Source organism: Methylobacterium sp. NEAU K (assembly GCF_030700285.1).
In the GTDB taxonomy this organism is placed as follows: Bacteria; Pseudomonadota; Alphaproteobacteria; order Rhizobiales; family Beijerinckiaceae; genus Methylobacterium.
The window spans coordinates 360-26,734 of sequence record NZ_JAUYZJ010000052.1 but is presented as its reverse complement, the minus strand read 5'-3'; the positions used below and the strand labels follow the sequence as shown (position 1 = coordinate 26,734).

Below are 26,375 nucleotides of genomic sequence, written 5' to 3'. Positions count from 1 at the left end.
CTGAGCGCCTCGCAACTGTTCACGTGGCGGCGCCTGGCGCGTCAGGCTGGGAGGCACGACGACCAGACCCCACTGCAGTTCGTGCCGGCCGTGCTGAGTGTGGGCCGGCAAGAGCCGGCGTCAGCGCAGACGAGCTCCGCGCTGCGTGAGCCGCGCGGCTGTCACGGTATCGAAGTTGAGATCGCAGGCGCCACGGTCCGCATCGCTCAGGGCGCGAGCGCGGCTCAGATCGCCGCGGTGATCCGGGCGCTGAAGGCTCCCCTGTGATCGGGCCCTCCGGCGCGGTGCGCGTGATGCTGGCCACACGGCCGGTGGACTTCCGCAAGGGCATGGACGGACTGGCCGCTCTGGTCCGGGACGCGATGGGCGCGGATCCGTTCTCCGGCACGGTCTACGTGTTCCGCTCGAAGCGGGCCGACCGGGTGAAGCTCCTGGTCTGGGATGGAAGCGGGCTGGTCCTCGCGACCAAGCGTTTGGAGGCTGGTCAGTTCTGCTGGCCGAAGATCGAGGACGGCGTGGTTCGGCTGAGCGCGGCGCAGCTCGCGGCGCTCGTCGAAGGCTTGGACTGGAAGCGCGTCCATGCAGCGCGTCCCGTGAGCACGCCGGCGGTTGCAGGCTGAGCAAAAAGCCCGGCGGACGGGCTTCGTCGCGGTGGTAAGTCACTGGCGGATCTGCTCTAATCCGCTTCATGGTGGCGCCTGCTTCGCCCTCGTCCGACGACCCCGAGACGCTCAAGGCGCTGCTCGCCGAGGAGCGCGCCGAGAACGAGCGGCTGCGACAGATCATCCTGGCCATGCAGCGCCACCGCTTCGGCCGCCGCGCCGAGAGCCTGCCTGAGGATCAACTCCTGCTCGGGCTGGAGGAGGCCGAGCAGGTCGAGGCTGCGGGCTTTGCCGCCGAGGAGGGCGAGCCCGCCAGGAAGGAGGCCCGGAGGGTCAAGCGGCGCACGAACCGTGGGGCGCTGCCCGCCCATCTGCCGCGGGTCGAGTGCCTCGTCGACATCGACCGCACCGCCTGTCCGTGCTGCTCGGGTGCCCTGCACCGGATCGGCGAGGACGTGTCCGAGCGCCTCGACGTGGTGCCGGTGCAGTTCCGGGTGCTGGTGATCCGCCGTCCGCGCTACGCTTGCCGCGCCTGCGGGGACGCGATCGTGCAGGCCCCGGCACCGGCGCGGCTGATCGAGGGCGGTCTACCGACCGACGCTCTCGTCGCGCAGGTCCTCGTCTCCAAATACGCCGACCATCTGCCGCTGTATCGACAGACGCAGATCTTCGCCCGCCAGGGCGTCAGCCTCGACCGCTCGACGCTGGCCGACTGGGTCGGGCGCGCCGCCTTCCTTCTCCGGCCCGTCCACGGGCGGCTGCTGGAGACGCTGAAGCGCTCGGGCAATCTGTTTGCCGACGAGACCACGGCACCGGTGCTCGATCCGGGTCGCGGCCGCACCAAGACCGGCCAGCTCTGGGCGTATGCGCGCGACGACCGGCCCTGGGGCGGGACTGATCCGCCGGGAGTTGCCTACGTCTACGCCCCGGATCGCACGGCCGGACGGCCGATCGCGCATCTCAGTGGGTTTGCAGGCGTGCTCCAGGTTGACGGCTACGCAGCCTACGAGACGCTGGCCAAGGGCGGCGCGGTGCGGCTGGCCTACTGCTGGAGCCATGTGCGTCGGCAATTCTACGACCTAGCCGCGGCCTCGCCGATCGCGACGGAGACGCTGTCGCGCATCGCCATGCTCTACCGGATCGAGGCCGAGATCCGCGGTCGCCCGGCCGAGGAGCGACGGGCGGCCCGGCAGGAACGAAGCCGGCCCGTGGTCGAGGCGCTGGAGCCGTGGCTGCGCGAGAAGCTCGGCCTCCTGAGCCGCAAGAGCAACCTGGCGGATGCGATCCGCTACGCCCTGAGCCGCTGGGCGGGGCTGAGCCTGTTCCTCGACGACGGGCGCGTGGAGATCGACTCCAACACCGTCGAGCGCGCGATCCGGCCCCTGGCCTTGAATCGGAAGAATGCCCTGTTTGCTGGTTCGGACGGCGGGGGCGAGCACTGGGCGGTGATCGCCTCGTTGGTCGAGACCTGCAAACTCGTTGGCGTCGAGCCGCAGGCCTACCTGGCCGACGTCATCACCCGCATCGTCGACGGCCATCCGCAGCGGCGCCTCGACGAGCTTCTGCCCTGGGCCTACCCGAGCACACCCACGCTCCAAGCCGTGGCCTGAGAACGCCACGGCCCTGACGCGTCAGTCAGGGCGTGTGAACAGGCTCCGGAACAGCGCCTCGGATTGGCGCAATCCCTCGTCTGTCAGCACCACCGACTTGGCGCGTCCGACCGGATCGGCGATGAGCCCCTTGGCGTGGAGACGGCCAAGTACAGCCCAGTCGAAGCCCTTCCAGGCCCGACGCCCATCGTGGAGCGTCAGCCACAAAAGGGCGAGCACCGCCTCGTCGATGCGCTCCTCGTCGACCGCCATCTGAGCAGATTAGCACGCCGCGCTCAGACCGGGCGTGGTGCCAGCCGATCGGTTACCCTCCAGCGCGAGGGCGACGATCTGCTCGCGAACCTCGGCCGGCAAACGGTTCCAGACCCGGCTGGGTCGGGACGGGCGATCAGCCAGGGCCTCGGGGCCGCCGCGCTGGAAGGCGTCATACCAGCGGTAGAACGTCGCTCGGGTGATGCCGAGCTTATTCAGGGTGGCGCGCACCGGCAGGTGAGACTGCTCGACCAGCCGGATGATCTCCAGCTTTTCAGAGGCCGGGTACCTCATGCCTCGTCGCCCCCAGCCCCGGTCATACTTTTTTTCAGCAGACGTTTCTCCAGCACGAGATCGGCCACGACCTCCTTCAGCGCGCCCGCCTCGCGGCGCAGGTCCCTGACCTCGTCGGCGGTGGCGGCACCGGCCGTGTCGCCGGCCAGCCGCTTCTTGCCGGCTTCGACGAACTCCTTGGACCAGCCGTAGTACATCGACGAGGCGATGCCCTCGCGCCGACATAGCTCGGCGATGCCGTCCTCGCCGCGCAGGCCCTCCAGCACGATCCGGATCTTCTCCTCAGTCGAGAACTGCCGCGCGTGGCCCGGCGGATATCCTTGATCACGGCTTCTGCCGGCTTCCGCGCCGGTCCAGATGACTGTTTCATCTTCGCTCCTAGGAGCTACGATGAACCAGCCATCCTCCGTTTGTGAAGGCCCTCAACCTGTCTCAGAAGTGCTGACGGCGGACAAGAGGTTGCTGTCCTCTCAGGAAGGGGACTGGTTCAGTGCTTATTTAGACCCCGCTCACCTGAGGCTCACGCCGCCACGCTTCTTGGACGGGATACCAGGGAACCGATTTCTGGCTTTGCATTACCGCTCAGCCAACTCCGTCGCAGCGGTTTGAGCACGAAATACGCGAGTATCGCCGTTAGCAGATCAAGACCAATCGCAATTGAGAATACAGGTACCCAACTCCCGGCGGAATCATGGATCAGGGCAGCAACCGGACCGCCCAGGAGCGAACCGACACCCTGGGCCATATACAGAAAACCGTAGTTCGTCGTGGCGTGCTTGGTCCCAAACGTGTCGGTGAGGATCGAGGGGAATAGCGAGAAAATCTCGCCCCAAGCGAAGAACACCGCACCCGACAGGAGCGCGAACGCATAGGGGCTCTGGCGATTGTACAGCAGAAGGCAAATCGCGACGGCTTCGCCCGCGAAGGCGATCGCCATGGTATTCTCGCGCCCAATGTGATCGGAAACCCAGCCGAAGAACGGTCGGGTCAGACCGTTGGTGATGCGGTCGAAGGTCAGCGCGAAGGGTAGCGCCGCTAACCCGAATACAAGGGCGTCAGCGACGCCGAACTCACGGGCAAAGTTAGCGAAGTTGGCTACGACCATGAGGCCGCCGGTCGCCATCATCGTCATCATGGCAAACATCAGCCAAAACAACGGAGTGCGCAGCATCGCCTTCGGCGCCGTGTCGGCTGCCGCGCTCGCGGTCTGAATCGGATCGACGGCCGGCACCTCGCCGGGCTCCGGCGACCGCAGGCCGAGAGACGCCAGAACGCCAACTACGCCCAGGACCAAGCCGAACACGAGCAGCGTGTGGCGGAAGTCGGTCGCCGCGATCATGTCGGTGATGGGGAACGTGGTGATCATTGCGCCCATGCCGTAGCCGGCCGCAACCACGCCCGCCGCGAAGCCGCGGCGATCCGGGAACCAGCGCACCATCAGACCGATGATGCCGACATACACGATGCCCGTCCCGAGGCCGCACAGAAGGCCGTAGGTTGCATAGAGGCCGAACAGGCTGTCGACGTAGGAAGCCGCGACCCAGCCAATTCCGCTAAGGCCGGTGCCGATCGCGATCATCAGCTTGGCACTGAAGCGATCGATCAACCACCCCTGGACCGGTGAGAAGAAAGTTTGCAGTACGATGATGAGCGTGAAGGTGACCTGCACCGCGGCGAGCGAGGCCCCGGTGCTCGCCTGAAATGGTTTGACGAAGAGAGTCCAGACGTATTGTGGGCTTGAAATCGTCATCATGACGATGAGGCCGAGCAGGAGTTGCAGCCAGCGACGGCGACCAAGATTGTCCATTAAACGCTCCGTGATTGGATAAATCTTGCGATTATTGTGCCACCAGGATCAGGCCATCCCTCTCAGCCGCCGGTTTAGGCATACAGCTGGCAGGATCCATCCGCGTTACTTCAACACAGCCCTTAGTAGGTCTTTCGAAATGTGACGGTGGGTAGAGCTAGCTGACCGCCTAGGCTGATAGGTTGATTTGTTGCATAGCTCGCCCGAGCCACAGGAACCACCTGGCTAGCCTAGCCAGGCGGTTCCATCTACTATTTCTTTACGAGCGGGCAGGCTGTGTCGGAGAGCTTGCCGAAGGCCTGCTCGCCCGTCATCGTGTGGACCAGCTTGTAGTAATCCCACGGATATTTCGATTCCTGCAGGGATTTCACCTGCATGACGTACATCTCGTGTTCCATCAGGCCGTCTGCACGGATCTTGCCGTTCGATGTGTAAAGATCGCTGATTGTCATCTTGTGGAGCTGGTCCATAACCTTATCGGGATCGGTGGAGTTGGCGGACTTGACAGCATTCAAGTAAGTCAGTGTCGCCGAGTAGTACGCAGCCTGATTCTCGCCCGGCTCGCGCTTCGTCTTATCGAAGAAACGTTTGGCGAAGGTGCGCGTTTTATCATTCATATCCCAGTACCAACTCGTGGTCAGGTACAGCCCCTTCGCAGTCTCAAGCCCGAGCGCATGGATGTCGCTGAGGAAGGCAAGAAGCGCCGCTGGCTTCATCGTCTGAGTGAGGCCAAATTCCTGCGCGGCCTTGATCGAGTTGGTGAAGTCGGTGCCGGCATTGGCGAGCCCGAGCACCTGCGCATTGGAGGCCTGCGCCTGCAAAAGGAAGGATGAGAAATCGGCCGTGCCGAGCGGCACACGGATAGACCCAAGCACCTTGCCGCCATTCGCCTTGACGACGCTGGAGGCAGCCTCCTCGAGCTGGGTGCCAAAGGCGTAGTCCGCAGTCAGGAAGAACCAACTCTTGCCGCCTTCCTGCAGGATTGCTGTCGCGGTGCCGTTGCCGAGCGCCGTCGTATCGTAGGCATAGTGGATCGTGTAAGGCGTGCAGTCCTTGCCGGTCAGCGAGGCGCCGGCAGCCCCGATGGCGAAGAACGGTATCTTTTTTTCCTTGGCTGCGGACGCCATGGCAAGGCTGACGCCGGTGTTCGAGCCACCGAGCAGCATCGTCATGCCATCTCGGTCGGCCCATTCGCGCAGGCGCGCGGTCGCAAGGTCGGGTTTGTTCTGGTGGTCGGAGGTCAGGACCTCGATTTTCTTTCCCAACACGGTGTGGCCGAAATCGGCGATCGCCATGTTGATCGCCTCAACGCCACCTGCCCCGATCACGTCAGCATAGACGCCCGACATGTCGTCGATATCACCGATGACGACGTGGTCCGATGCAGCCTGAGCAGCGACAACACCCAGAATGTTCGAGGTCAGGTACGCTAACAGGCAGAGCTTTGCTGGTTTCATTGCTCTCGTTCCTCCCACTTGCGGCGACGTTGCGCCGCTTCGTGAACATCAGCCTTTGCCGTGCTTACGCACGGTCATAACAGAAAAACGTGAGATCGCGCCTCCCGATTATGTCTGCGTCATGCGATCGCTCGTCAGAAACCATACAGCAGCTTTCAGCAAGATCCGGTCGGCCGCTTCGCGCCCATCCCAGTCATTCTGAGCAGGACGGCAGGATCCCCGAAGCAGACGTGAAGGACTTTTTCGTCAGCCATGGCTGTTCTCGGGAGAACGCGAAGCCGCTGACGGGCGATGCCCTGGGCGCCGTGGCCGGTTGCGCGCTGACGCGGGACTCCTGAAACTTTTCCTTCCGACCCCACGACCGATGACGACACCGACCGCGACAATGCGCGAATTTTACGGGGGAGACACGCGGCGGGCCCACAGCTTCCACTTTGCCGTGCTCGTGTTCGACGTGGCGACGGTCGTCTTCGCGATGATCTGCGGGGTGACACTGTTCCTTCGCCTCGCCCAGGTGGTGTTCCGCCCCTACAAGGTGCGCATCCCCTGTGACGTCTGCGACCTGCAGCGCCACGAGCCGGACGCCGTGCACTGCAAAGCTTGCGGCAACCTCCTGAACATCCCCGACGAGGGGGCGTACTGACAATAAGGCGGGCGATGCCGATGGCGGCTTGGCTCCCGCCGGCCAGGGATCAGGAGTCTGCGGGACGGCTGGCTTCCGGGGCCCCCCTCAAGCCGGCGCGGTGCCGGTGACTAGCGTGGTGGCCGCGGTGGCCCGGAATCGGCGATGGCGCTTTTCAAGGTCGGCGAGATCCGACGGATCCGCCACGTCGCGCCGCGCGGCGGCGATGACGAGATCCGCGTGGCGGCAGAGTTCGGCGGATCGGTCGGTCAGCCGCTCGACCTCGGCGACGTGGGCGAAGACGTCGAGCATCCGCCCCAGCACGTACACCGAGCCAGCGGCGTTCTGGCGGATCATGTGGAACATGGCATCGCACAGGCCGTCGTAGTCGGTCACCGAGTAGACCAGTACGACGCGGTCATCCCGCATGACGGTGCCGGTCGGAAGATGCCGGTTAGCCGTCCGGCACAGGGCGTCGCCGAGGTGGTCGACGACGCTGCCGGCTGTGAACGGGTCGTTGATGCCGGGCGAGAGCGCCCGGACCGCGATCTCGACCAATTGGCGGATTGAGTATTCCAGGTCCTGGAGGGCGGCCGGGCGACGTCCGAAGGTCAGCGCCCGCGCGATGGCCGCCTCGGCGTCCTCGACGCCGGCCGAGAGGAACGCGACCGGGTAGCCGCTCGGAACGTAGTCGCCGGGCCGCACTCGCAGCGCAACGATCACATCGTGCTCGCGAGCCCAGTCAGCCAGTCCCCCGACGTCCACGGCCTGGAGATAGCCGGCACCCTTGCCGACGACCGCGCCTGCGCCGGGAAGCTTGGACGGGCGCCTCTCGTCCGCTTCGTCGCGCGTGCGCCTTTCTACGGCGTCGCACAGGTCGCCGTAGACCTCGTCGAGCACGGTCTCGACGTTGATGCTGGCGGCGATGTGGTGGACGAACCAGACCAGCGTCGCGAGCGACAACAGCGCAAGCGCGATGGCCCCGGTGATGGCGAGGTGCGGGACGAACGGGCTCTCCTGCACCGTGCGTACCGTGCGCAGCACCATCAGGGCGTAGGCGAAGGTCCCGAGAAAGATGCCCAGTACGATCTGGTTGCGGGCATCGCGGGTGAAGTTGCGCAGGAGCCGGGGACCCATCTGGCCCGATGCCAGCGTCAGGGCCGCGATGGTGATGGAGAAGGTGGTGCCGGCAACACCGATGGTGGAAGACGCCACAGCGCTGAGCAACGCCCGCGCGCCCTCCGCCCCGCCCGAGTAGCCCCAGTTCTGGTCCGGCGAGGATGGATCGTACCCGGCGATGTGGGCGGTCTCCAGCCAGACCCCGAACTGGGCCAGCAACACGCAGCCGAGGACGATCAAGGCCGGGCGAAGCCAGAACAGATCGCCGAGAGTTTCCAGCCAAGCTTTGACACGCGCGCTCATGGTCCCGGCCTGCCAGCTCGGGCCGGCTACGGCAATCGGCGCAGCGAGACGTTCCTGCCGTCACCTGGGCATCCGCCGCGGGCAGCAACCCATCGAGAGGTCGCGGTATCGCATGGGCCGATGGCGCGTTTCGGTCGTTGAATACCGAATGCTGCGCTTCGTCCTGCTCGGGTCGGCTCGCCCTGGCTGACGCTGCGGGTAGGAAGGATACTCATTGATCTCGATCTTCGACCTCGCGGCGCTGCTGCTCACCCTCTCGGCCCTGTTCGGCTGGCTAAACCGGCGCTTCCTGCGCATGCCGCACAGCATCGGCCTGCTCGTGATAAGCCTCCTCGCCTCGCTCGCGCTGGTGTTCGTCGACGTCGCTTTCCCGCAGCAGCATCTCTACGGGGATCTCACGCGCATCCTCGACCAGGTCGACTTCACCGGCGTGGTCATGAACGGCATGCTGGCCTTCCTGTTGTTCGCCGGCGCCCTGAACCTCGACCTCCGCGCTCTGCGCGACCGCGCATTCGCCGTGGCGACCCTCGCGCTTCTCGGGACCCTCGTGTCGGCCGCCCTGGTCGGGGCGGCATTCTGGGCTGCGGCTCAGTTACTTGGCAGCCCGGTGCCGCTGGCCTGGGCCATGGTGTTCGGGGCGCTGATCAGCCCGACCGATCCCGTCGCGGTGCTGGCCACCCTGAAGAACGTGGAGGTGCCGGAAGCGCTCGAAGTGGAGATGCAGGGCGAGGCGCTGTTCAACGATGGCATCGGCATCGTGCTGTTCACTGTCCTTCTCGCCTATGCGGCCGGCTCGGGCGGCGATGCGACGGGCGTCGGCAAGGTCGCGACGGTCCTCCTCCACGAGGCCGGCGGCGGCGTGGCTCTAGGCCTTGTCACCGGCTACGTAGCCTACCGCGCGATGAAGGGCATCGACGACTTCCCGGTCGAGGTGCTGATCACCCTGGCCCTCGTCACCGGGACCTACGCGCTCGCCCAGAAGCTCGGGACGAGCGCCCCCTTGGCCGTGGTCGCGGCGGGGCTGCTGGTCGGCGAGCGGGCGCCACGCTACGCGATGAGCGACAACACCCAGAAGTACGTCTCCGCCCTGTGGACGCTCGTCGACGAGGTGCTGAACTCGGTGTTGTTCCTGCTGATCGGCCTGGAGGTCCTCGTCCTGCGCTTCCAGGTCTCGGGCTTGGCTTTGGCTGCGTGCGCCGTTCCCATCGTCCTGGTCGCCCGCCTAATCGCGGTCTCGGCGCCGGTTCTGTTGTTTCGCTGGGGCGGCAACCTCTCACTCGGCAATGTGCCGTTCCTGACCTGGGCGGGCGTGCGCGGCGGCATCTCGGTGGCGCTGGCCCTCTCGATGCCGGAGAGTGAGGCCAAGCCCGCGATCCTGGCGGCGACCTACGCCGTGGTGCTTTTCACCATCATCGTTCAGGGCTCCACCCTCGGCTTCCTCGCACGTCGAACCCTTCACGCGCGGTAGGCGGTCCTGAGCATATTCCGGGCGGCTTGGCGGGATAAGGCGTAGCCTCGATCGAATGCGGTTTGTCCGTCGTATGGCTTCAGCCGCCTCGGAGCGGACCAGCGGCTTCCAGCCAGGATGGGTTACGGCACTTAGTCAGAGTGCTCCCGAGCAGACCTTCCGAACTTCAGAAAAGGGTCGACATCGGACGGTCGGCCTTCCAAAACTGAATTTCTGCTACCGGGCGTCGAGCCAACTTCCGCTCATGGCGCCAGTTGGACCTGTGACCCGGCCTGACGCGATGTCCGCTTCGGAGATGCCGGCGGACGCTTCCGAATGGCCGAGATGGGCGCATTTCGGTCATAGCGGTTTGGATCGCCTCGAAGCTCATCGGCCGGCAAACTGCATCGGATCGCCGACCGGCCAGTTTGCATATCCGGGTCGAGTTCAGGCTTCGGCTGCCGCGGCCGCGTTCGGATGCAGCAAGGCCATCTCATCGCGCCGGCGCATCAGCAACGGCAGGTCTGGCCAGTCTCGCCATTGAAGGGTGAACTCGCCGCCCGGCTTCGAGGCGACGACCACTGCCTCATACCAGCCATCTTGATCGCCCTCGGTGATCAACACTAGGCTGCCGATCGCGATGCCGGCCCAGCTGCGCGGGTAGCGGGGATTCGCCGGGCCCGACTCGCTCGGGCAACACTCGTCGCCATCAGCAGCCTTCATCGGGGCTTGGGCGACCATTCTGATGCTGGAGGTAATCGAACCCTTCGGCCCACTAGCGAGCGCCTGCAGTCGGTCGTACACCTCCCGGGCGACGAACGGCACGAAGGCGCGCCCCGACCCGAACACCCGGCCCTGGGGCAGTTCTGCGGCAGCCGAGCGCTGGGAATCATCGCACAACACGAGGGCGCGAAACCCGATGGTCGCTGCGGCCTTCGTGGCCAAGCTCACGTCTAGGGTGGCGAACCAGGCAGCGTGAGGCCTGCCGTCCTTGTCGATGCCGAACACGATGAGGGCCGGTATGGGCTTGGCGAGTGGGCTTTCAGCCGGAGTGAGTGCGTTCTTGGTCGTCGTAGTTGTGGCTCCGGTCATGGCATGCTCCAGAAATGCGAAGGGGGCCTCGGATGAGACCCCCTCGGGATGGTTGCGGATGGCTGAGGTTGTTGTGGAAGGCTGGGCGGTCGCGCTTGGAGATCCGACATCAGCGTGGGTGGTGGGTGGCTCATGGCGGCCCTCGATGGGGGCCACGAACCGGCCCAACACATAGTTATCAGAATATATTCCTATTTGTCAAGGTATGTTGAAACCTGGCGGGTAGGCTATGGTACCCAATCGAAATAGCGGCAGGGGTAGGCCATGGACCTGGATAGAAGGTCAATCGTGGCCGGCGCGACCGCAACGCTTCTATCCGCCCGCGTTGCCATGGCTGAAGTACACCCCCTCCCCCGGGCCGACGCCCGGATGAAGGCCATCGTCGCCGGACCGGAGTGGGCCGGCGAGGTCGTGGCAGTCGGGGCGGCCGTGAACGACTTCCATCCGGGTGATCGGGTCATGTGCTCCGGCGCCGGCGCCTATGCCCAGTATGCCGTCTCGGATCACGGGCGAACCCTCCTGTTGCCTGCAGGCATGTCGTTCGAGGTCGCCGCGACGCTGCCGGTCGCGCTTCAGACGATGCACGACGCCCTCGTCACCCAGGCGCACCTGCAGCCGGGCGAGACGGTGCTGATCCAGGGGGCGAGTTCCGGCGTCGGGCTGATGGGGCTTCAGATCGCCCGCTGGCGGAAAGCCTCAATCGTGATCGGCACATCGCGAAGTCCCGAGCACCGCGCGCGCCTATCCGAGTTCGGCGCCACGCTGGCGGTCGACACCAAGGACCCGACTTGGCCCGAGCAGGTGCGGCAGGCAACCGGCGGCCGGGGCGTCGACGTGATCATCGATCAGGTCTCCGCGCCGGTAGCCAACGGCAACCTGCAGGCTGCGGCCGTTCTCGGACGCATCGTCAACGTCGGTCGGCTCGGCGGTAACCGAGGCGAGTTCGACTTCGACCTCCATGCCACGAAACGCATCAGCTACATCGGCGTGACGAACCGGACCCGATCGATCGAAGAGCAGCGCGCGATCACCGAGCGCGTCCGGGCGGACCTGTGGGAGGCAATCGCAAGCAGGCAGTTCAGCTTGCCGATCGACAGCCGGTACACGCTGGACGAGGCGCCGGAAGCGCTGGCGCGCATGAGGAAGGACGAGCACTTCGGCAAGATTGTCCTGACGATCTGAGGAGCGTGGCGGTCTGTTCGGTAGGTGGAGGCTCGCCGACCTCGCGGACCCCATGGGGTTGCTGGTTTCTCCACCAACACACCCGAGGGTCACGAAAAAATGGGCGACTTCAATCTGAGATCGAGCCATGCACCTGGATCTTCGCAGGCGTATCGCGGACTATCGCGTCCTAGTAGAGGCGCACTTGATCGCGCCCGTGCCAGGGAGGGATCGATGGGCGTGTTCAAAGCCGGCGGCATCGTAGCTGTAGCCGTCGTGACGGTCGCCGGTGGATGGCTGGCAACGTCGACGTCGTGGGGCTTGACCGAGCGCGAGCCTCGCTTCCCGCAACTGACCTTGGATCAGCTCACGCTGGCGCAGCGCCCGGTTGGCGAGAAGATCATGAAGGTCTCAAGCGTCGGGCTCGCCGGCCCCTACAATCCGATGATCCGTAGCCCGGAGATGGCGCAGCGGATGTACGATCTCCTCGACTACCTACGCTGGCACACCTCGGTCCCGACCCGGCTCAACGAGTTTGCCATCCTGATCCAGGGCCGTCTCTGGCGCTCGCAGGTCGAGTGGTATGCCCACTACCCGCTGGCGATCAAAGCCGGTCTCTCAGAACAGGTCGCGGCCGATCTGAAGGCGAACAAGCGACCGGAGGGTATGAAGCCGGACGAAGCTGCCGTGTACGATTTCTGCATGGAGCTCTCCACCGAGCAGGCGGTCTCGGATGAGACGTTCGCTCGCGCGAAACAGGTGCTCGGCGATCAAGGGGTCGTAGACCTGACCACGCTGACTGGCACCTACGTCACCGTCGCCATGTTGCTGAGCATGGCAGAAGAGGGCGTGCCCCCGGGCAAAGAGCCGCCATTCAAGCCCGGCGAACGTTAGGCTTTGAAAGGGTGGACGCCGGGATGCTCTCGATCGCCTCTGCGTCGTGGATCAGCCGAGACCCGGCGAAATGATGAGATGGAGATCGTCGAGCCCGAAGAGGTGCGCAATGTGGTCCTGACGGTACCTGCACCAAGCCGATTGTGAGCACGACCGGCATCATCGCCTTGTCCTGATCGATCAGCGCCTTCGGCATTCAGCTCTGGTGCCCGATCTGGGATCCGGACTCGCTTCACGGAGTGGTGATGACGTTGCATGATTGCGAAGGCGGCGCGAGGAACGCAGCCAGCGGCCGGTTCAGCCCGTGAGATCCCCCGGGATGTCCGTCACGATCTTAGAGCCAATCCCGACAGCTCGCGACGGACTGCCTGCGGACCAGCGCGGCCAGGCGATGGCAGCTATTCTCACCGGGGTGGCGCTCGCCATCCGAGATTTCATCAGCTGCCTCGATCGGTTCGAAGCCACGAAGGGCCTGTTCGTCACCACCTCCTCGTTCTCGGCCTCAGCGCGTGAAGGATTAGGTGCTGAGCAAGCGCATCGTGCTGATCGATGGCCCCCAGATCGCCCGGCTGATGATTCGCCAAAGCGTCGGCTGCCGGGTTGAGGAGACGCTGACGGTCGAGCGCTTCGATGAGGAGTTCTTCGAGGGCTGAAGCCAGCCTCAATCCGGTAGCCCGCTGGAACGCGATTTGCCGCCTCAAACCCCTGTCGACGTGGATGCAGAGCCTCAAGCACGGCGAGAGGTGCAAGCCGTCGCGCAAACCAAGCTCCTGCGAAAGCTCGATCCCGATACTGACCTCTTGGGATCTTGGCCTTCAGTTCGGCGCAGCAGTCAACGATTGCAGCGATCACGAGCGCCGCACCCTCCGCGTCGTGGTTCATCAGGGTCAGCGGCGGCGCCCGCTCGCTCATCAGCATGAGCCGAACGTAGGCGATCGCGAGTTCCTGTGTGTCAGCCACGATGCCCTCCAAACCGTCGGACCGGGATACTTCCAGCGCCTCATCGAGGTCCCGCGATCTGGTCTTCTCCATCCCCAAGCGATACCACGACAGGGATGAGGACCACCCGATGTCCTGAAGCGGGTCTGCTTCCAGGGCAGCAAATCCGAGCTTAATAGGGTGAACGGGGCAACGGGGTCATGGGTGAAGCACGAAACACCCCCGTTGCAGGTGTGGCAGCATTATGTATTTGTTTTTATAAGGTTTTGTTGATATACTGTTATAAGGGTAAATGCTGCAACAGCTGCAACACCCACCCACAACCATGGCTGGCCCGCCCCCAGAGGGGCGGACCTTGGAGCCCATGGCTACTCGGGGATCCGGAGCCTGATCCCGACCCAGACACTGCCGCTGCGACCCCGCTTGTGGGTCACGTCGAGGCCCTCCATCGCCTTCTTGAAGCGACGCGTGTCGGACGGCGTTTCGCCGTGCCGCTCGCACCAAGAGCGGTAGGCCAGGTAGAGGTCGTGTGCGCCGACGAGGTTGTTCGACTCGATCACCACCGCCTCGGTCATGAACCGGCGGACGTGGTCGGCCTTCTGCTTCCACCCGTCCGTCGCCCGCCGAACCGCCTGCGGCGGCTTGAGGCGGTGCCGCTGCCATTCGAGGCATCCTCGGACCGACCAGGCCAGGATCCCAGGGAGCTCAGCATGTAGCTTCTCCGAAAGCTCCGGGTCGACCTCGTTGTCCTCTACGACCTGATCGAAGGGGAGGACGTGGACTCGCCGCCAGAACGACTCGGCGGTACCGCGCACACCGGGCGGGTCGTTGGCGACGAACCACAGTTTGAATTCCGGCTGAAATTGGAAGAGGTCCTGACGCATGAAGCGCGCGGCGATCGGCTCGCCGCCGGTCATGGCTTTGAGCCGGGCCTCGTCGATCTGCCGATTCCAATTGGCCTCGATCACCGTGACCATCCGGGCGCCCATCAACCGGGCTAGGTCGGTGGGGATTGCGTTGTCGTATTGCTTCGCCAGGATCGTCTCGGTCGGGGTGTGGAGCCCGTAGTCGCCGAGGAGCTGCCGGATCAGGTTGATGAGCGTTGACTTGCCCGTCGACCCACGACCATGGACGAAGAAGAACACCTGCTCGGTGGTGTCGCCGGTCAGCGTGTAGCCGACCGCACGCTGGAAGTAGGCTTTGAGGTCTTCATCCCGGTTCAGAGCCTGCGCGATGACCCGCTCGAACACAGGACAGTTGGCATCCTGATCGTGGGCAACGGGTAAAATCTTGGTCAGAAGGTCTTCCGCGCTGTGCGGGCGCAGTTTGCCCTGGCGGAGATCGAGGGTGCCGTTCTCGACGTTCAGGAGATAGGGATGCGCGTCGAACTGGGCGTCGCTCTTGGCTAGGCGGTTGCGCGCGAGGTCCAGCATTCGGTCGAGGGCGCCTTTCGAGAGGCTAGCGGTGGCGAAGCTCGACCGCCCGGCCTTGTCCCGCCCGTCGCTCAACCACCCGACCTCAGCGGCGATCGCGCGCGCAGTCCGCTCGGCGAAGGCCATGCGCTGGTGGCTAGCGTCCCGCTGCCAGCGCCGCCCGTCGAAGACGAGGAAGCCGCGCCCCGGCGTGTAGGCCAAGCGGTCGCCGAAGCGCCGCGTCAGGCGCTCCGCGTTGTCGGCATCGGTCTCGCCGAGCTTGGCGAGCTCTTCGGCCAAGGCATCGAGCTCGGTCTCGGTCGCTCGCGGGGCCAGTCGATGCACGGTCTCGACCCTGACCTGCCGCGGGTTCTTCTTGCCCGCGGTGAGGCCGCTCTTGATGGTCGCGCGGATCTCCGCATCGTCCAGCCCGATCTCCGCGGCCGCCCGCGTGAAGGCTGATACCACTTCGTCCGCACCGAGCACGCCCGCGCCAACGAGCTGGCCCAACCGGAAGGACGAGCAGTTCAGGTTGTCGTTGCGCGTGCCGTCGGTGGACTTCCGGAAGCGCGCCACCTCGTCGGCCAGGGCCGCCGCACCGTAGCTCGCCTGGACGCCGTCGCCTTCACCGTCGATCTTCTCGGCGAGCCCAAGGGCGCAGATCTCGTCCATCAGCCAGTCTGGCGCCACCGCCGGGACGGGGATGGTGTTGTGCCGCTGATCACTCGCGTGCAGGTAGGTCACGCCAGAAGCGTGGCGGCTGCCGACGCCGACGACGAGGCCATCATCGCCGCGGATATCGAGACCCGCACCCAGCCGACCGGCGCTGTTCTTGAAACGATAGCCGTTACTCCGCAGATAGTAGTGCCACCCGCGACCGGTATCGACGCGCGACGATCGCTTAAGGCCGCGTTGACCATTCCGGAGGGCTCTGAGGCTGGTGCGACCCTCGGGGCCGTCGACATCGAGCACGAATACGCCGGACGCCGCACCGGTGCAGACGCCGATGTTGGCGTTCGGGAACTGATCCCACATCTTCGCGATCGCATGCGGATCTGCTGTCGCCTTGAGCTTCCAATCTCTGAGCCGAGGGTGCTTCCCAGGACGATTGCAGGAAGGATTGCCGCAAGAGCATCCGTCGCCGACGGGCGTATGAAGTGGATGGACCTTCATGCCCTGCCGACCGTAGGCAACTGCAGTAAAACGAATCGGGTCGATGATAGTGATCGTCATAGTTCTCTCCTCCTGCAGGTAATATTTAACGTTTTCATTCCGGTGACATTGCAGTATAAACCGAGTGTCGATCATAAATCTGGGGCAATATAAATTTACGTACCTGGTCATGCATTGCTTTTACCACTTTTGGCGCGAAATTTCCTGTGGGACCGACAGAGGCCAATCGTCTTCCCGTGAAAACGCATCGAATAGTTACGCCTGCCAATGATGCAAATGTTCGCATCGATCTCAAACTATGACTGAGACGCGACCGTCGAGAAGCTGTCCACCCGCGTCTGAATACAAACGAACATCAAACAACGAGAAAACGTGACGATAACCGATGTGCAGATAAACGTAGTGCTGTTTGGGACGCGCCCAAATGCGAAAATTGCTGCTTTCAGCTTGGAGATAGAAAGATTTGTTGTGATTGAAGTAGAGAAGGCCGCGATTGCGGAGAGCACCCATGGACGGGGGGAGGATAACCGAAAGCGCTGGCTCGCGATCTCGCCCCGGCGCGATGAACTTTCGGAATTATCCTCGACGCTCGACATTTGATGTTCATGTTTGCGTAATAAGAATTCCAAGTTTAAGTCACTTCATTCTGAACCTGATTCTAATATCGTTGCCGATTTTAACACTCACGCGTTGGGTCCCGACAGGCGCGTTGATTTGCAGTTCTAAGAATTTTTGCCCAACGCGACATCCATATTTGTTTGCTATATCTACGTCATAAATAAAGTTTTTGACGTCAATTCGATCAAAAACTGACGACATACTGTTTATATCTGAGCTGACGTTGCTTGCTCGGCGCGTAATGTTGGGCGAGCTGAAGCGCGTGGCCTGGTGGTAAAACTCGTCGGTTGCCTGTTCGACCTCCGCCGGAGGTGAGAGCTTCCAGCCCCGCGCGACGACCGCCTGAAGGCCCTGGAGCATGCGATTCAGAACGCCGGCTCGCTCCGTTGCATAGATCCGGTCGAATAGGACTGGATTAGCCTCGGCGGGACTGAAGCGCCTGTCGAACCTGATGACTGTTAGACGACGCCGGAAGCCTGGGTGCGTATCCCGAATTATTGGAGGTAAATTGCACAGCAACATCGGTACAGCTCGTATCGTAAACTCGAAACCATCGCGATGTTTGAGTTCTCCAGTAACGATCTTTGCCTCACTGATCGTCTTTAGCATGCCGTCGGGTAAAACCGTTCCAACATTCACATCATCATCAAGCAGCAAGCGCTTGCCACGCAGGTGTCCGACCATGAATTGGTTGCTGACCAATTTGCTGATGGGCATCGCTGCGACCTGCTCTTTGCCGAGCATGCGTGCGACGAGCGCGGCCAGGGCGGTTTTGCCGTCGCTTCCATCTCCCCACCCAACGAAAATGCGAGCATCGGGACGGCTGGGCTGGAGGATATAGCCAGTGACCTCATGCCAGAAGGCGATCAGGTCGGTGGGACTCGCCGCCTTCGAGAAAATCTCCTCCAGGGCCTGATCATAGAGCGGGCAAACCGCGCCCGGGTCGTAGGAGACGTCGAGGCAATGGCGCTGACCTGACGCAGGATCGTGACGCTGCAAATCGGGCGATCCGTCCGACCCGATCACGAGTTGGCCGTTACGAAGGTTGAGGAGCGGCAGAGCTTCGCCCTCCTCGAAGATATCGTCGCCGGTTGACTGGAACATCTTAAGTAGGTCGACAATCTCGCGTACTGTCGATCGCCGGTTCAACTTGCCGTCACCGGCGGCAGCATGGAGGTGGCGCAGCACTACGCCGCCCACCTCATGAGGGCTCACAACCGCCCAATGATCGCCGACGAAGCGGTAGAACTGATCAGCGACCACCATTAGATGGGCCCCGCCCGCGAACTCGGTGTTGAGCACGCTGCGTGCAATATCGATGATTGAAGCCGTGGCTGGCGGCGTCAGGCTACGCGTCATAGGCACAGGACGCGCGCAAGGTGCATTCTTGGAAGCCATGCACGTTAGAACCGGGGCATTGGTCAATCACCTGGCTGCATCGAACGCGGTTGCTCCACAGCGTCCGCGACCGCCTGCCGAGATTCGAAGGCCATTAAGTCGCTCAGCCGGAAGTACCGTCGCCGGTTGATCCAGATCGGCATCGGAAAATTCAGCCGCCGGTTCTTGAGCCACCGGTGCAAGGTCATCGAACTGATCCCGTACCGAGCTAAAACCTGTGCTGCTGGCAGCAAATCATCAGGCGAACGAGAGATGTAATTCAACGTGCTGCCCCGGTTTGGAAGCCGCTCGTTTTTTGGACCTAAAGTTCGACTCTGTCAGCCGGTATTAGTCGGAAACGGTCGGAAACTTAGTCTGCCTGATTGGTTGGTCGGAAAGCTCGATAAACTAGCCTTAGGTGCTGCTTCAATTGCGTGTCGCCAGGTCCGTCAGGTCCGAACCATTCAGCCATATGAGCGAACAACTCGGCTTGAGTATTTGGTCGACCGCGATGTGTCATCCATCGTACCGCTTCAATCCTACAGGCGTCCCAATCATATTTAGGAGGCCGTCCGCCTTTGCTCTTCGTTGTAGTGGGCAGAGTTAACGATTTTGCTTCATTCGGATCCGATGCTCGCAGTACTGGATCTTGAGATCTGATATAACTGTAAGCAGACTCGCGATTGACTTCTATCTTATAAATTATCCAATTATTTTGATCGAGATGAAAATGAAAGACGGGAGTCGGCTCGTCCCAATCAACTTCAATAAATTCCCAGAAATTCGATGGGATGACGAAATCTTTCCACGCACCGTCGCCAGCCATGAAACAGGATCGAACAGTAAGCATTGGATAACGCAATGCCTTCTGAGCAAAACCAGTGAGTCGCCCGGCAACCATAGCGGCGCAGATCGACTCTCCTAACTCGGATTTGGATAATCCTGAGCGGATTTGAATTTGTTTGCAAAGCCAATTTAAGTCGACATTAACGTTCATTCTGGCTTTCCACCGAGGATTGTGTCGACGTACGCGGCCCATCCATCAAGCGCAGTCCGCTTTTCAGCGAGGTATTGATATCGGTTATAAATTGCCGCAACGCCGCTGATTGTGCCGGATCGATGGTTCAATACAGCCTCGATAACATGCGGATTGGTGCCGAGCTGCGCCATGCCAGAGGCTGCTGTCCTGCGCAGGTCGTGCAATCGCCACGCCTCGATGTTGATGGATTCCGGGTCAGAACCACCCGCCTCAGCATCAGCCCTCGCGAGAGTGCGCATCGCATTATCCAGCCGGATCTTGGCTTTGGCGTAGCCCGAGATACCACTACTGCCCTTCGTGCTGATGACGTAACCGGCTCGGCCCGCAATTCGCGGCATCGATGCAAGGATAGCCTGCACTTTCGCGCTCAGCGGCACATCGTGGATCCACCCGTTCTTCGCCCTTTCAGCCGGGATGACCCACAACGTACCATCCTCGCGCAACTCGGCGCGCCGCATCTTAGCGACCTCGTCGCGGCGCTGGGCTGTTAAGAGCAGGATCTGCACGAAGGGGCCGAACGGCCAGCCAATCACATCACAGGCGCGCCACAACAGGCGGATCTCGCCCTCGCTGAGCACCCGGTCGCGGCTAGTTTCGATCGCCGGAGCTCTCACCCGAACACAGGGACTGGCCTCAACAATGCCGCGCTCGGCCGCCCAGTTGAACAGCTTAGATAGCGCCGCCAGTGTGCGGTTGGCGGCGATTGGCGTCCCGGCATCCACGATCCCGTCGAGCAGATCGATTACGTCGCGGCGGCCAATGTCCTGAATTTTTCGCCCATCCCAAACTGGCTGCACCTTTGTCCGCAGGATGCGGATGGTCTCCTCGGCAGTGCGTGGCCGGTTTCGAGGTTTGACGTGCCGCTCAATGAAGCCGTCCATCACCGAGCCGATCAGGTCGTGTGTTGGCGGCGGCGAGACCACCTTGCGTTCGGTCATAGGATCCTGGCCCAGCGAAACGGACTGAAGTGCCGCTCTCCCCTCGGTCCGCGCCTTGGCGAGATCGAGGGCTGGATATGCGCCAAGCGTCAGCTTGCGCGTGCGGCCGCCGTGCCGATACCGAACCGCCCAGCTTTTTGCCCCAGACGGTTGGATGATGAAGTACAGCCCCGGTAGCGTCGCGTCCGGAATCTCCAGCCGACGCGCGGGGTCGGGCTTCAAGCGCTCTATGGCTTGCACGGTCAGAACTCGTGCGACCACTCTGGTGCTCCTTCAGGGTAACCAGGGGTAACAGGAAATGGGCGTTATGCCCTGTTACCCCGTGTTATCAACGAAGCCTCACAATCGCGGTTTTTTCTAGGTTTAGCAAAATCTTTGCCGGCCAGACAACCACCTGAATGTTAGGATGTGTTTTGTTCCATAATCAGATTGTGGATCTGGGGGTCCCCCGTTCGAGCCGGGGCGGTGGTACCATCCATTCAGCACGACTGCGCAAGGGGTTGGCGGATCGCCGACCCCTTTTGCGTGTGCGCCCGCCGTGCGCCGCGTTCGGCCGGCGGGATCTGTTTTCGGATTTCAACGAATGTTATATAAGCGCCGCATTCTGGCGCCTATGGCCGTTCTCGTGCAGTGATTAACTATCATCATTGAACCGAAGATTGTCATGGATAGCACGACGCAGCAGAATCAGCTCGAGATCGTGAGCGCGCTGGCGGCCTCGCTGGCTGACCGGATGCTGATGGAGCGCCTGACGAGCGGAACCCTCCCGCTGGCGAATGCCAATCGGCTCTGGACCGCCTCGCTCCTGCTGGAGGAGCATCAGCGCCCGATACCCGGCATCGTCGCGGACGTCCTGGCACAGGTCCGCCACGTGGAGCCGGGGGACGGCCGGGATGGGGCGGATCTGGACGCCGGGCCGGACGCTGCGCCTGCAGGGCAGTACGACGCGGACACACCGCGCAGGGGCCGGCTGATCCGCATCCTGCGCCCGTTCCGGGAGGCCGACCAGGCTTGAGCCCGGGTCGCTCACAGGTGCGTCAGGCCGCAATCGGCGAGCAGCGGCAGCAATTCGCTTCGCGCGCGGAGGCGATGGTCGCGCGCGGCCGCCAGGGCGACCTCAGACTCGCCCGCCCGGATGGCGGCGGCGATCTGCCGGTGGTCGGCTCCCGAGGCTTCGAGACCCCGGCGCAGATTGAGCGTCAGCATCCGGGCCCGGTGTGATTGGTCGTTGATCGCCTGCACGATCCGGCTCATGCGGCCGTTCCGGGCATGCCCGATCAGCGCGGCGTGGAAGGCGGCGTCCGCCCGGCCCCAGGCCGGAAGGTCGCCCGCGGCCTGGGCCGCCTCCATCGCCCGGGTGTGTGCGTCGAGGTCGTCGGCGGCGCGCAGGCGCTCGGGCCCGGACAAGGTGGCGACGAGTTCGGCCGCCCGCCCCTCGATGGCGATGATCACGTCGTAGATCTCGCGCATGTCCTCGGGGGCGAGCGCGAGGATCCGAATGCCCCGGCGCGGCAGCACCCGCACCAATCCGTCCTCCTGCAGCCGGATCGCTGCCTCGTGCACGGGCGTTCGGCTCATGCCCAGCCGCAGGGCGATCTCCTGTTCCGAGGCTTGATAACCCGGCGGAAGCCGGGCCTCCCGGATCGCGTCGCGCATCGCCGCGTAGGCGTCGTCGACCAGGGACGGGCGCCGGTCCCGGTTTCCCCCGATCGTGCCCGCCTCGACCCGCGCCTTCGCCATCCCGCGCCCCGTCCGATCGTCGCACTGACCGGCTTTCAGGCCGGCCGAGCCGCCCGGTTTGACAGCCGTCCCACCCGCATCCTACCCGCATGTCATCTTGCATGGAAGTTGGCGCGCAAGATCGCCGCGCGGACGACGGAGGAGACAGGCATGAAGCAGTACCGCATCGCCGCCATCCCGGGCGACGGGATCGGCAAGGAGGTGATCGCCGCCGGCATGGAGGTCCTCGACGTCCTGGCCGAGCGCGAGGGCGGCTTCCGCTTCGCCTTCGACCGGTTCGACTGGGGCTCGGACTACTACAAGATCCACGGCGCGATGATGCCCAAGGACGGGCTGGACCGGATCAGGGGCCACGATGCGATCTTCTTCGGCGCGGTCGGCGCGCCGGACGTGCCCGACCACATCAGCCTCTGGGGCCTGCGGCTCGCCATCTGCCAGCCCTTCGACCAGTACGCCAATGTCCGGCCGACCCGGATCCTGCCCGGCATCACCAGCCCCTTGCGCCACGTCACCGGGCCGGAGCTCGACTGGGTGATCGTGCGGGAGAATTCCGAGGGCGAGTACGCCGGCGTCGGCGGCCGGGTGCATCGGGGCTTGCCCGAGGAGGTGGCCACCGACGTCTCGATCATGACCCGGGCCGGCGTCGAGCGGGTAATCCGCTACGCGTTCGCGCTGGCAAGCGCGCGCCCGCGCAAGCTGCTCACCGTTGTGACCAAGTCGAACGCCCAGCGCCACGCCATGGTGATGTGGGACGAGATCGCCGCGGAGGTGGCCGAAGACTTCCCCGACGTGACCTGGGACAAGATGCTGGTCGACGCCATGACCATGCGCATGACCATGAAGCCCGAGACTCTCGACACGATCGTGGCGACCAACCTGCACGCCGACATCCTGTCGGACCTCGCGGCGGCGCTGGCGGGCTCGCTCGGCATCGCGCCCACCGCCAACATCAACCCGGAACGGCGCTTCCCCTCGATGTTCGAGCCGATCCACGGCTCGGCCTTCGATATCGCCGGCAAGGGCATTGCCAACCCGGTGGGTACCTTCTGGACCGCCTGCCAGATGCTGGAGCATCTGGGCGAGAGGCCGGCGGCCGACCGGCTGATGCGCGCGGTCGAGCGCGTCACCGCGGATCCCGGCCTGCACACGCCCGACCTCGGCGGCACCGCTACGACGCGCACGGTCACGGAGGCGGTGATCGCGGCGATCCGCGGCGACAACGTCTGACGGCCCGCCGCGGCCGTCTCGGATCCGGAGTTTCCCCGGCGGCCCCGGGGCGCTAAGACCGGTGCCGATCGCGGCGGAGGATCCGTCCCGCGAACAAGCTCCCGGGACCCATGAGATGAGCATCCCCGAGCGGCGCGTCCGCCCCCTGTTCGACGAGGCCGCGATCGCCAAGCGCAACACCGAGCTGGCGCGGGAGATCCTGTCCGCGCAACCGGAGAACCTCCTGGTCGTCGCGGTGCTCAAGGGCAGCTTCATGTTCGCCGCCGACCTGCTCCGGGCGCTGCACCGGGTCGGGCTTTCGCCGCAGGTGGAGTTCGTGCACCTGTCGAGCTATCGCACCGGCACCGTCTCGACCGGGCAGGTCGAGATCCTGCGCGACGTGCAAAGCGAGGTGCGCGGGCGGGACGTGCTGCTCGTGGACGACATCCTGGAATCCGGCCGGACCGTCGTCTTCGCCAAGGATCTGCTGATGGCCCGGGGCGCCCGGCGGGTGCTCACCGCGGTGCTGCTTGAGAAGCCCGGCAAGCGCGCGGTGACGATCGATGCCGACTTCGTCGGCTTCACCTGCCCTGACGTGTTTGTCGTCGGCTACGGGATGGATGCGGCCCATGCCTTCCGACAATTGCCCTTCGTCGGCGTCGTCGACTACGGCAGCGGCGACCCTGACCTGTTCGACGAGGCGTGATTCCGGGCGCCCGCCGGCGCGGCATTTTCGCCTCTGTCCCCGGGGGACGGGGCCGTTTCGCCGTGCAGCATCTTGACAGCGCAACGGTTCCGCTCGTGATCTGTTATCCTTAAGCAAGTCTGAAATCTCATCTCGGCGGGACGTCGCGGGTTCAGGCACGGAATCAGGGACGTTTACGGAACCCCATGGCGCGCATCCTTCTGGTGGATGACGAAGAGACGGTCCGCGGCTTCCTCAAGCGGGGGCTGGAGATCGACGGCCACGCCGTCGTCACCGCCAATGACGGCAGCGATGGGCTCGACCGCCTCAACGAGGCCGATGGCGGCTTCGATCTGATGCTCACCGATATCCGCATGCCGCTCATGGACGGCATCGCGCTGGCTTTGGCCGCCAAGCGGGACTTCCCGGACCTGACCATCCTGCTGATGACCGGCTTCGCCGACCAGCGCGAACGGGCCCGTGGACTCGACGCCATCGTCACCGACGTGCTGACGAAGCCGTTCTCCCTGGCGGACCTGCGCGCCACGGTGAAGCGGGCGCTCGCGGCCTGACGCGATCCGGTCTCCCGGGGACCTTCGCGCGTCGACGGGCGACCCGTCGACAACCTGGTCGCTATTTATGTGCCCTTAAACATCACCTTTAGGTCAAGTTTTACGAAAGCGTGTCAGCATCGTCCGGTCAGATCAGATCGGGACCGGCATCGCGATGGACCATCGAGACAGGGACGCCTCCGTCGCGTCGCTCCGCCAGAGCCGGTACGAGCGGGACGCCGACGAGGCGGGCTGGGACGATGATTGGGACGCGCCACGGCGTCCCCGCCGGAGCGTGTTCGGGCGCGTGGCCGCGCTCGTGAAGTTCGCGACCTTCGCACTGCCGGTGGCCCTGTTCCTCTACGGCAGCTTCGCCGATTGCGGCGCGCGCCCCGCCGCCACGGGATGGCTCGGGCTCGTCGGAGCGGGCGCCTGCGCGCGCAATGACCTGATCGGCAACGCCTTCTCGATGCAGGACAATTTCGCCCTCCTGAAGCGCCTCATCGATTGAGGCCCCCGGGCGAAATCGCCCGTTCCGCTGCGAACCGATCCCGTGCGAGACTTCCATGTCTATCCGCCCCTTCACCGCCTCGCCCTCCGGCAACGCCCCCGACGCCGTCGAGGAGGCCCAGTTCCGCGCCCGCATGGCGCGGCTCGGCTCCGATCCGGCAAATCGGCGCAGCCGCCGGCACCGCCCTCGGGAACTTGGCCGGGGCGGCTTTCGCCTGGGTTGGACGGGCTGGCTCGTGGCCGTGGCCGTGGTCGTGGTCGTGGCGGCCGTCGTCGCCTGGCCGCCGGTCCAAGCATGCCGGCACCAGGACAAGACGGTCGGCTTCTACGCCGGAGACTCGGTCGACAGGTGCATCCGCCGGGGTATCGCCGAGCGCGTCGACCGCGCGGATCAGCGCCTGAAGGCGATGATGCGCGGCTCGGGACGCTGAGCTCCCGTCAGGGCGGCAAGATCGTCGCGCCCCTCGGGTTGAGCGGCGGCACCGCGACTGGTAGCAAGCGTGTCGCGGGCCGGTGTAGCACAGCGGTAGTGCAGCGGTTTTGTAAACCGAAGGTCGGGAGTTCGATCCTCTCCACCGGCACCAGCATTATCCAACGATGCCAGCAAGTTGCGGATCTGATCGAGGAATGAGCGGCCGATTCTGACGTAGGGCCGCTCCATTTGGTCCTCGGAACGGCCCGTCCGTCCACGCGCGTAGGCACGACCAACCGCCAGGTCCGGCGCCGCTGCCCAGCCAGCCGCCATCGCCGCATCCTCGATGATCTCGGGGCGTCATGCGGGAGGCCTAAGGGGTGGAGAGGGACGAGATCACGCTGACCCTGGGCACCGCCGACGGTGCGAAGGCCGCTCAGGCGCGCGTCGCGCGCACGAAGCAAACCTCGCTGAGGCAGGACGCTGGCTGCGAGCTGAGGTGGAGAAGCTGAAGGCTTCGGGCGGCCAGGATGGTCGCTCCGCCCCACCGATTGAGACCCACATCGGAGCGGAAGCGCCGCGGCCCGGATCGCCTCTTCGGTTCCGAGGGTGATCGGCTGCTGTCGAGCAAGACCCTATGGGTGGACGATGAGAGCCGCAGCCGCTTGCTGTAGCAAGTCTCGGTTGCGGTGCGGCAGGGTAATCTCTCGCTGATCGACCGCGCAGCTGGGGATCCCACGCCCGCCCCCAGTCTGGCCGCGCGGATCAGAGCCTCCACTCCTGAACCTCGCAAACCGTCTCAAATCATCGGGCGATGGACAGCACCAGATGCGCGGATCATCGCAGTGCATGGCGTCGGGGCATCGCCTAAAACACACCTCTAACGCTAAGAGTACCTCACAAAATTTCCGCTGCGCCGTCGCGCTCAGAGAGAGAGAACTCCCGGTGATCGGGAGGTCTGTGAGGGGCGCTAAGTCAAACGAGCCTTCCGGGGCGACGATCAGGCTTCTCAAACTGTCCGGCGGATGGCGCGCGCAGCATTCGGACCGACGCGTTCCACTGCCGTACCCAAGGGGCGACGTCGGCACAAAGAAGTGCGCCCCGGGAGCCGAGGG

Annotated in this window: 23 protein-coding genes, 1 tRNA gene and 4 pseudogenes; 17 read left to right on the top strand and 11 right to left on the bottom strand. The window is 64.2% G+C overall.

Going from position 1 to position 26,375, the window contains the following annotated elements; genetic code table 11:
* From Q8W67_RS25285 to Q8W67_RS25275, 3 genes and pseudogenes are all read left to right on the top strand, one after another.
* Nucleotides 1-267: pseudogene (locus Q8W67_RS25285) on the top strand (hypothetical protein); the annotation flags it as partial.
* Entirely contained in the window at nucleotides 264-620 is a 357-nt protein-coding gene (tnpB, locus tag Q8W67_RS25280; RefSeq protein ID WP_305541299.1) for an IS66 family insertion sequence element accessory protein TnpB, read from the top strand. The pseudogene Q8W67_RS25285 and the gene tnpB, both read left to right, overlap by 4 nt.
* Nucleotides 621-688: 68 nt before the next feature.
* Entirely contained in the window at nucleotides 689-2,212 is a 1,524-nt protein-coding gene (locus Q8W67_RS25275; protein ID WP_305541302.1) for an IS66 family transposase, read from the top strand.
* Between the two features lie 21 nt (nucleotides 2,213-2,233).
* Here Q8W67_RS25275 and Q8W67_RS25270 read toward each other — a convergent pair whose 3' ends face one another.
* The 4 genes and pseudogenes from Q8W67_RS25270 to Q8W67_RS25255 form a co-directional block, all read right to left on the bottom strand.
* The gene (locus Q8W67_RS25270) at nucleotides 2,234-2,464 is read right to left on the bottom strand and encodes a DUF6429 family protein (RefSeq protein WP_305541305.1); all 231 of its coding nucleotides are present in this window, start codon (nucleotides 2,462-2,464) and stop codon (nucleotides 2,234-2,236) included.
* A 57-nt stretch (nucleotides 2,465-2,521) separates the two neighbouring features.
* Nucleotides 2,522-3,128 (bottom strand): annotated as a pseudogene (locus Q8W67_RS25265) (helix-turn-helix domain-containing protein); the annotation flags it as partial.
* Nucleotides 3,129-3,278: 150 nt separating this feature from the next.
* Nucleotides 3,279-4,565, bottom strand: coding sequence for an oxalate/formate MFS antiporter (gene oxlT / locus Q8W67_RS25260; RefSeq protein WP_305550616.1), 1,287 nt, complete (start codon nucleotides 4,563-4,565; stop codon nucleotides 3,279-3,281).
* Nucleotides 4,566-4,816: 251 nt separating this feature from the next.
* Entirely contained in the window at nucleotides 4,817-6,022 is a 1,206-nt protein-coding gene (locus tag Q8W67_RS25255; RefSeq protein ID WP_305550614.1) for an ABC transporter substrate-binding protein, read from the bottom strand.
* A gap of 466 nt (nucleotides 6,023-6,488) precedes the next feature.
* Here Q8W67_RS25255 and Q8W67_RS25250 point away from each other — a divergent pair.
* A pseudogene (locus Q8W67_RS25250) lies at nucleotides 6,489-6,665 on the top strand (ion transporter); the annotation flags it as partial.
* An 87-nt stretch (nucleotides 6,666-6,752) separates the two neighbouring features.
* Here the strand turns inward: Q8W67_RS25250 and Q8W67_RS25245 are convergent.
* Nucleotides 6,753-8,066 (bottom strand): DUF2254 domain-containing protein, encoded by a 1,314-nt coding sequence (locus tag Q8W67_RS25245; protein WP_305550612.1) that lies wholly within the window; start codon nucleotides 8,064-8,066, stop codon nucleotides 6,753-6,755.
* A gap of 214 nt (nucleotides 8,067-8,280) precedes the next feature.
* Between Q8W67_RS25245 and Q8W67_RS25240 the strand changes: the two genes are divergently transcribed.
* Nucleotides 8,281-9,534, top strand: coding sequence for a sodium:proton antiporter (locus Q8W67_RS25240; protein ID WP_305550610.1), 1,254 nt, complete (start codon nucleotides 8,281-8,283; stop codon nucleotides 9,532-9,534).
* A 426-nt stretch (nucleotides 9,535-9,960) separates the two neighbouring features.
* Here the strand turns inward: Q8W67_RS25240 and Q8W67_RS25235 are convergent, their stop codons facing one another.
* Nucleotides 9,961-10,605: a hypothetical protein gene (locus Q8W67_RS25235; RefSeq protein ID WP_305550608.1), complete on the bottom strand. Its 645-nt coding sequence runs from the start codon at nucleotides 10,603-10,605 to the stop codon at nucleotides 9,961-9,963.
* A gap of 369 nt (nucleotides 10,606-10,974) precedes the next feature.
* Here Q8W67_RS25235 and Q8W67_RS25230 point away from each other — a divergent pair, with 369 nt between their 5' ends.
* The 4 genes and pseudogenes from Q8W67_RS25230 to Q8W67_RS25220 all read left to right on the top strand — a co-directional run bounded on the left by Q8W67_RS25230 (nucleotide 10,975) and on the right by Q8W67_RS25220 (nucleotide 13,313).
* Nucleotides 10,975-11,787: a zinc-binding dehydrogenase gene (locus Q8W67_RS25230; RefSeq protein WP_305550606.1), complete on the top strand. Its 813-nt coding sequence runs from the start codon at nucleotides 10,975-10,977 to the stop codon at nucleotides 11,785-11,787.
* 213 nt (nucleotides 11,788-12,000) lie between these two features.
* Entirely contained in the window at nucleotides 12,001-12,660 is a 660-nt protein-coding gene (locus Q8W67_RS25225; RefSeq protein ID WP_305550605.1) for a carboxymuconolactone decarboxylase family protein, read from the top strand.
* Nucleotides 12,661-12,979: 319 nt separating this feature from the next.
* Nucleotides 12,980-13,135, top strand: a pseudogene (locus Q8W67_RS26940) (hypothetical protein); the annotation flags it as partial.
* Nucleotides 13,136-13,181: 46 nt separating this feature from the next.
* A complete protein-coding gene (locus Q8W67_RS25220; protein ID WP_305550602.1) occupies nucleotides 13,182-13,313 on the top strand; it encodes a hypothetical protein in 132 nt (43 codons plus the stop codon).
* Nucleotides 13,314-13,967: 654 nt separating this feature from the next.
* Here the strand turns inward: Q8W67_RS25220 and Q8W67_RS25215 are convergent.
* Entirely contained in the window at nucleotides 13,968-16,319 is a 2,352-nt protein-coding gene (locus Q8W67_RS25215) for a phage/plasmid primase, P4 family (RefSeq protein ID WP_305550595.1), read from the bottom strand.
* A 237-nt stretch (nucleotides 16,320-16,556) separates the two neighbouring features.
* Between Q8W67_RS25215 and Q8W67_RS25210 the strand changes: the two genes are divergently transcribed.
* Nucleotides 16,557-16,784: a hypothetical protein gene (locus Q8W67_RS25210; protein ID WP_305550593.1), complete on the top strand. Its 228-nt coding sequence runs from the start codon at nucleotides 16,557-16,559 to the stop codon at nucleotides 16,782-16,784.
* Nucleotides 16,785-16,820: 36 nt separating this feature from the next.
* Here Q8W67_RS25210 and Q8W67_RS25205 read toward each other — a convergent pair whose 3' ends face one another.
* From Q8W67_RS25205 to Q8W67_RS25195, 3 genes are all read right to left on the bottom strand, one after another.
* Nucleotides 16,821-18,200 (bottom strand): phage/plasmid primase, P4 family, encoded by a 1,380-nt coding sequence (locus Q8W67_RS25205; protein ID WP_305550591.1) that lies wholly within the window; start codon nucleotides 18,198-18,200, stop codon nucleotides 16,821-16,823.
* 349 nt (nucleotides 18,201-18,549) lie between these two features.
* Nucleotides 18,550-19,176, bottom strand: coding sequence for a hypothetical protein (locus tag Q8W67_RS25200; protein ID WP_305550589.1), 627 nt, complete (start codon nucleotides 19,174-19,176; stop codon nucleotides 18,550-18,552).
* Entirely contained in the window at nucleotides 19,173-20,417 is a 1,245-nt protein-coding gene (locus Q8W67_RS25195; RefSeq protein ID WP_305550587.1) for a site-specific integrase, read from the bottom strand. Before Q8W67_RS25195 ends, Q8W67_RS25200 begins: the two co-directional genes overlap by 4 nt.
* 403 nt (nucleotides 20,418-20,820) lie before the next feature.
* Between Q8W67_RS25195 and Q8W67_RS25190 the strand changes: the two genes are divergently transcribed.
* Entirely contained in the window at nucleotides 20,821-21,171 is a 351-nt protein-coding gene (locus tag Q8W67_RS25190; RefSeq protein ID WP_305550585.1) for a hypothetical protein, read from the top strand.
* Nucleotides 21,172-21,182: 11 nt separating this feature from the next.
* Here the strand turns inward: Q8W67_RS25190 and Q8W67_RS25185 are convergent, their stop codons facing one another.
* Nucleotides 21,183-21,896, bottom strand: coding sequence for a GntR family transcriptional regulator (locus tag Q8W67_RS25185; RefSeq protein WP_305550583.1), 714 nt, complete (start codon nucleotides 21,894-21,896; stop codon nucleotides 21,183-21,185).
* Between the two features lie 150 nt (nucleotides 21,897-22,046).
* Between Q8W67_RS25185 and Q8W67_RS25180 the strand changes: the two genes are divergently transcribed.
* The 6 genes from Q8W67_RS25180 to Q8W67_RS25155 all read left to right on the top strand — a co-directional run bounded on the left by Q8W67_RS25180 (nucleotide 22,047) and on the right by Q8W67_RS25155 (nucleotide 25,432).
* Nucleotides 22,047-23,123 (top strand): tartrate dehydrogenase, encoded by a 1,077-nt coding sequence (locus Q8W67_RS25180; RefSeq protein WP_305550581.1) that lies wholly within the window; start codon nucleotides 22,047-22,049, stop codon nucleotides 23,121-23,123.
* A 115-nt stretch (nucleotides 23,124-23,238) separates the two neighbouring features.
* A complete protein-coding gene (gene hpt, locus Q8W67_RS25175; RefSeq protein ID WP_305550580.1) occupies nucleotides 23,239-23,808 on the top strand; it encodes a hypoxanthine phosphoribosyltransferase in 570 nt (189 codons plus the stop codon).
* Nucleotides 23,809-23,993: 185 nt separating this feature from the next.
* The gene (locus tag Q8W67_RS25170) at nucleotides 23,994-24,359 is read left to right on the top strand and encodes a response regulator (RefSeq protein WP_010687322.1); all 366 of its coding nucleotides are present in this window, start codon (nucleotides 23,994-23,996) and stop codon (nucleotides 24,357-24,359) included.
* Between the two features lie 154 nt (nucleotides 24,360-24,513).
* Nucleotides 24,514-24,849: a hypothetical protein gene (locus tag Q8W67_RS25165; protein WP_305550571.1), complete on the top strand. Its 336-nt coding sequence runs from the start codon at nucleotides 24,514-24,516 to the stop codon at nucleotides 24,847-24,849.
* Between the two features lie 55 nt (nucleotides 24,850-24,904).
* Complete coding sequence (locus Q8W67_RS25160) at nucleotides 24,905-25,279, top strand: hypothetical protein (RefSeq protein ID WP_305550569.1); 375 nt, start codon at nucleotides 24,905-24,907, stop codon at nucleotides 25,277-25,279.
* A gap of 78 nt (nucleotides 25,280-25,357) precedes the next feature.
* Nucleotides 25,358-25,432: transfer RNA gene (locus Q8W67_RS25155), tRNA-Thr, on the top strand.
* Nucleotides 25,433-26,375 lie beyond the last annotated feature (943 nt).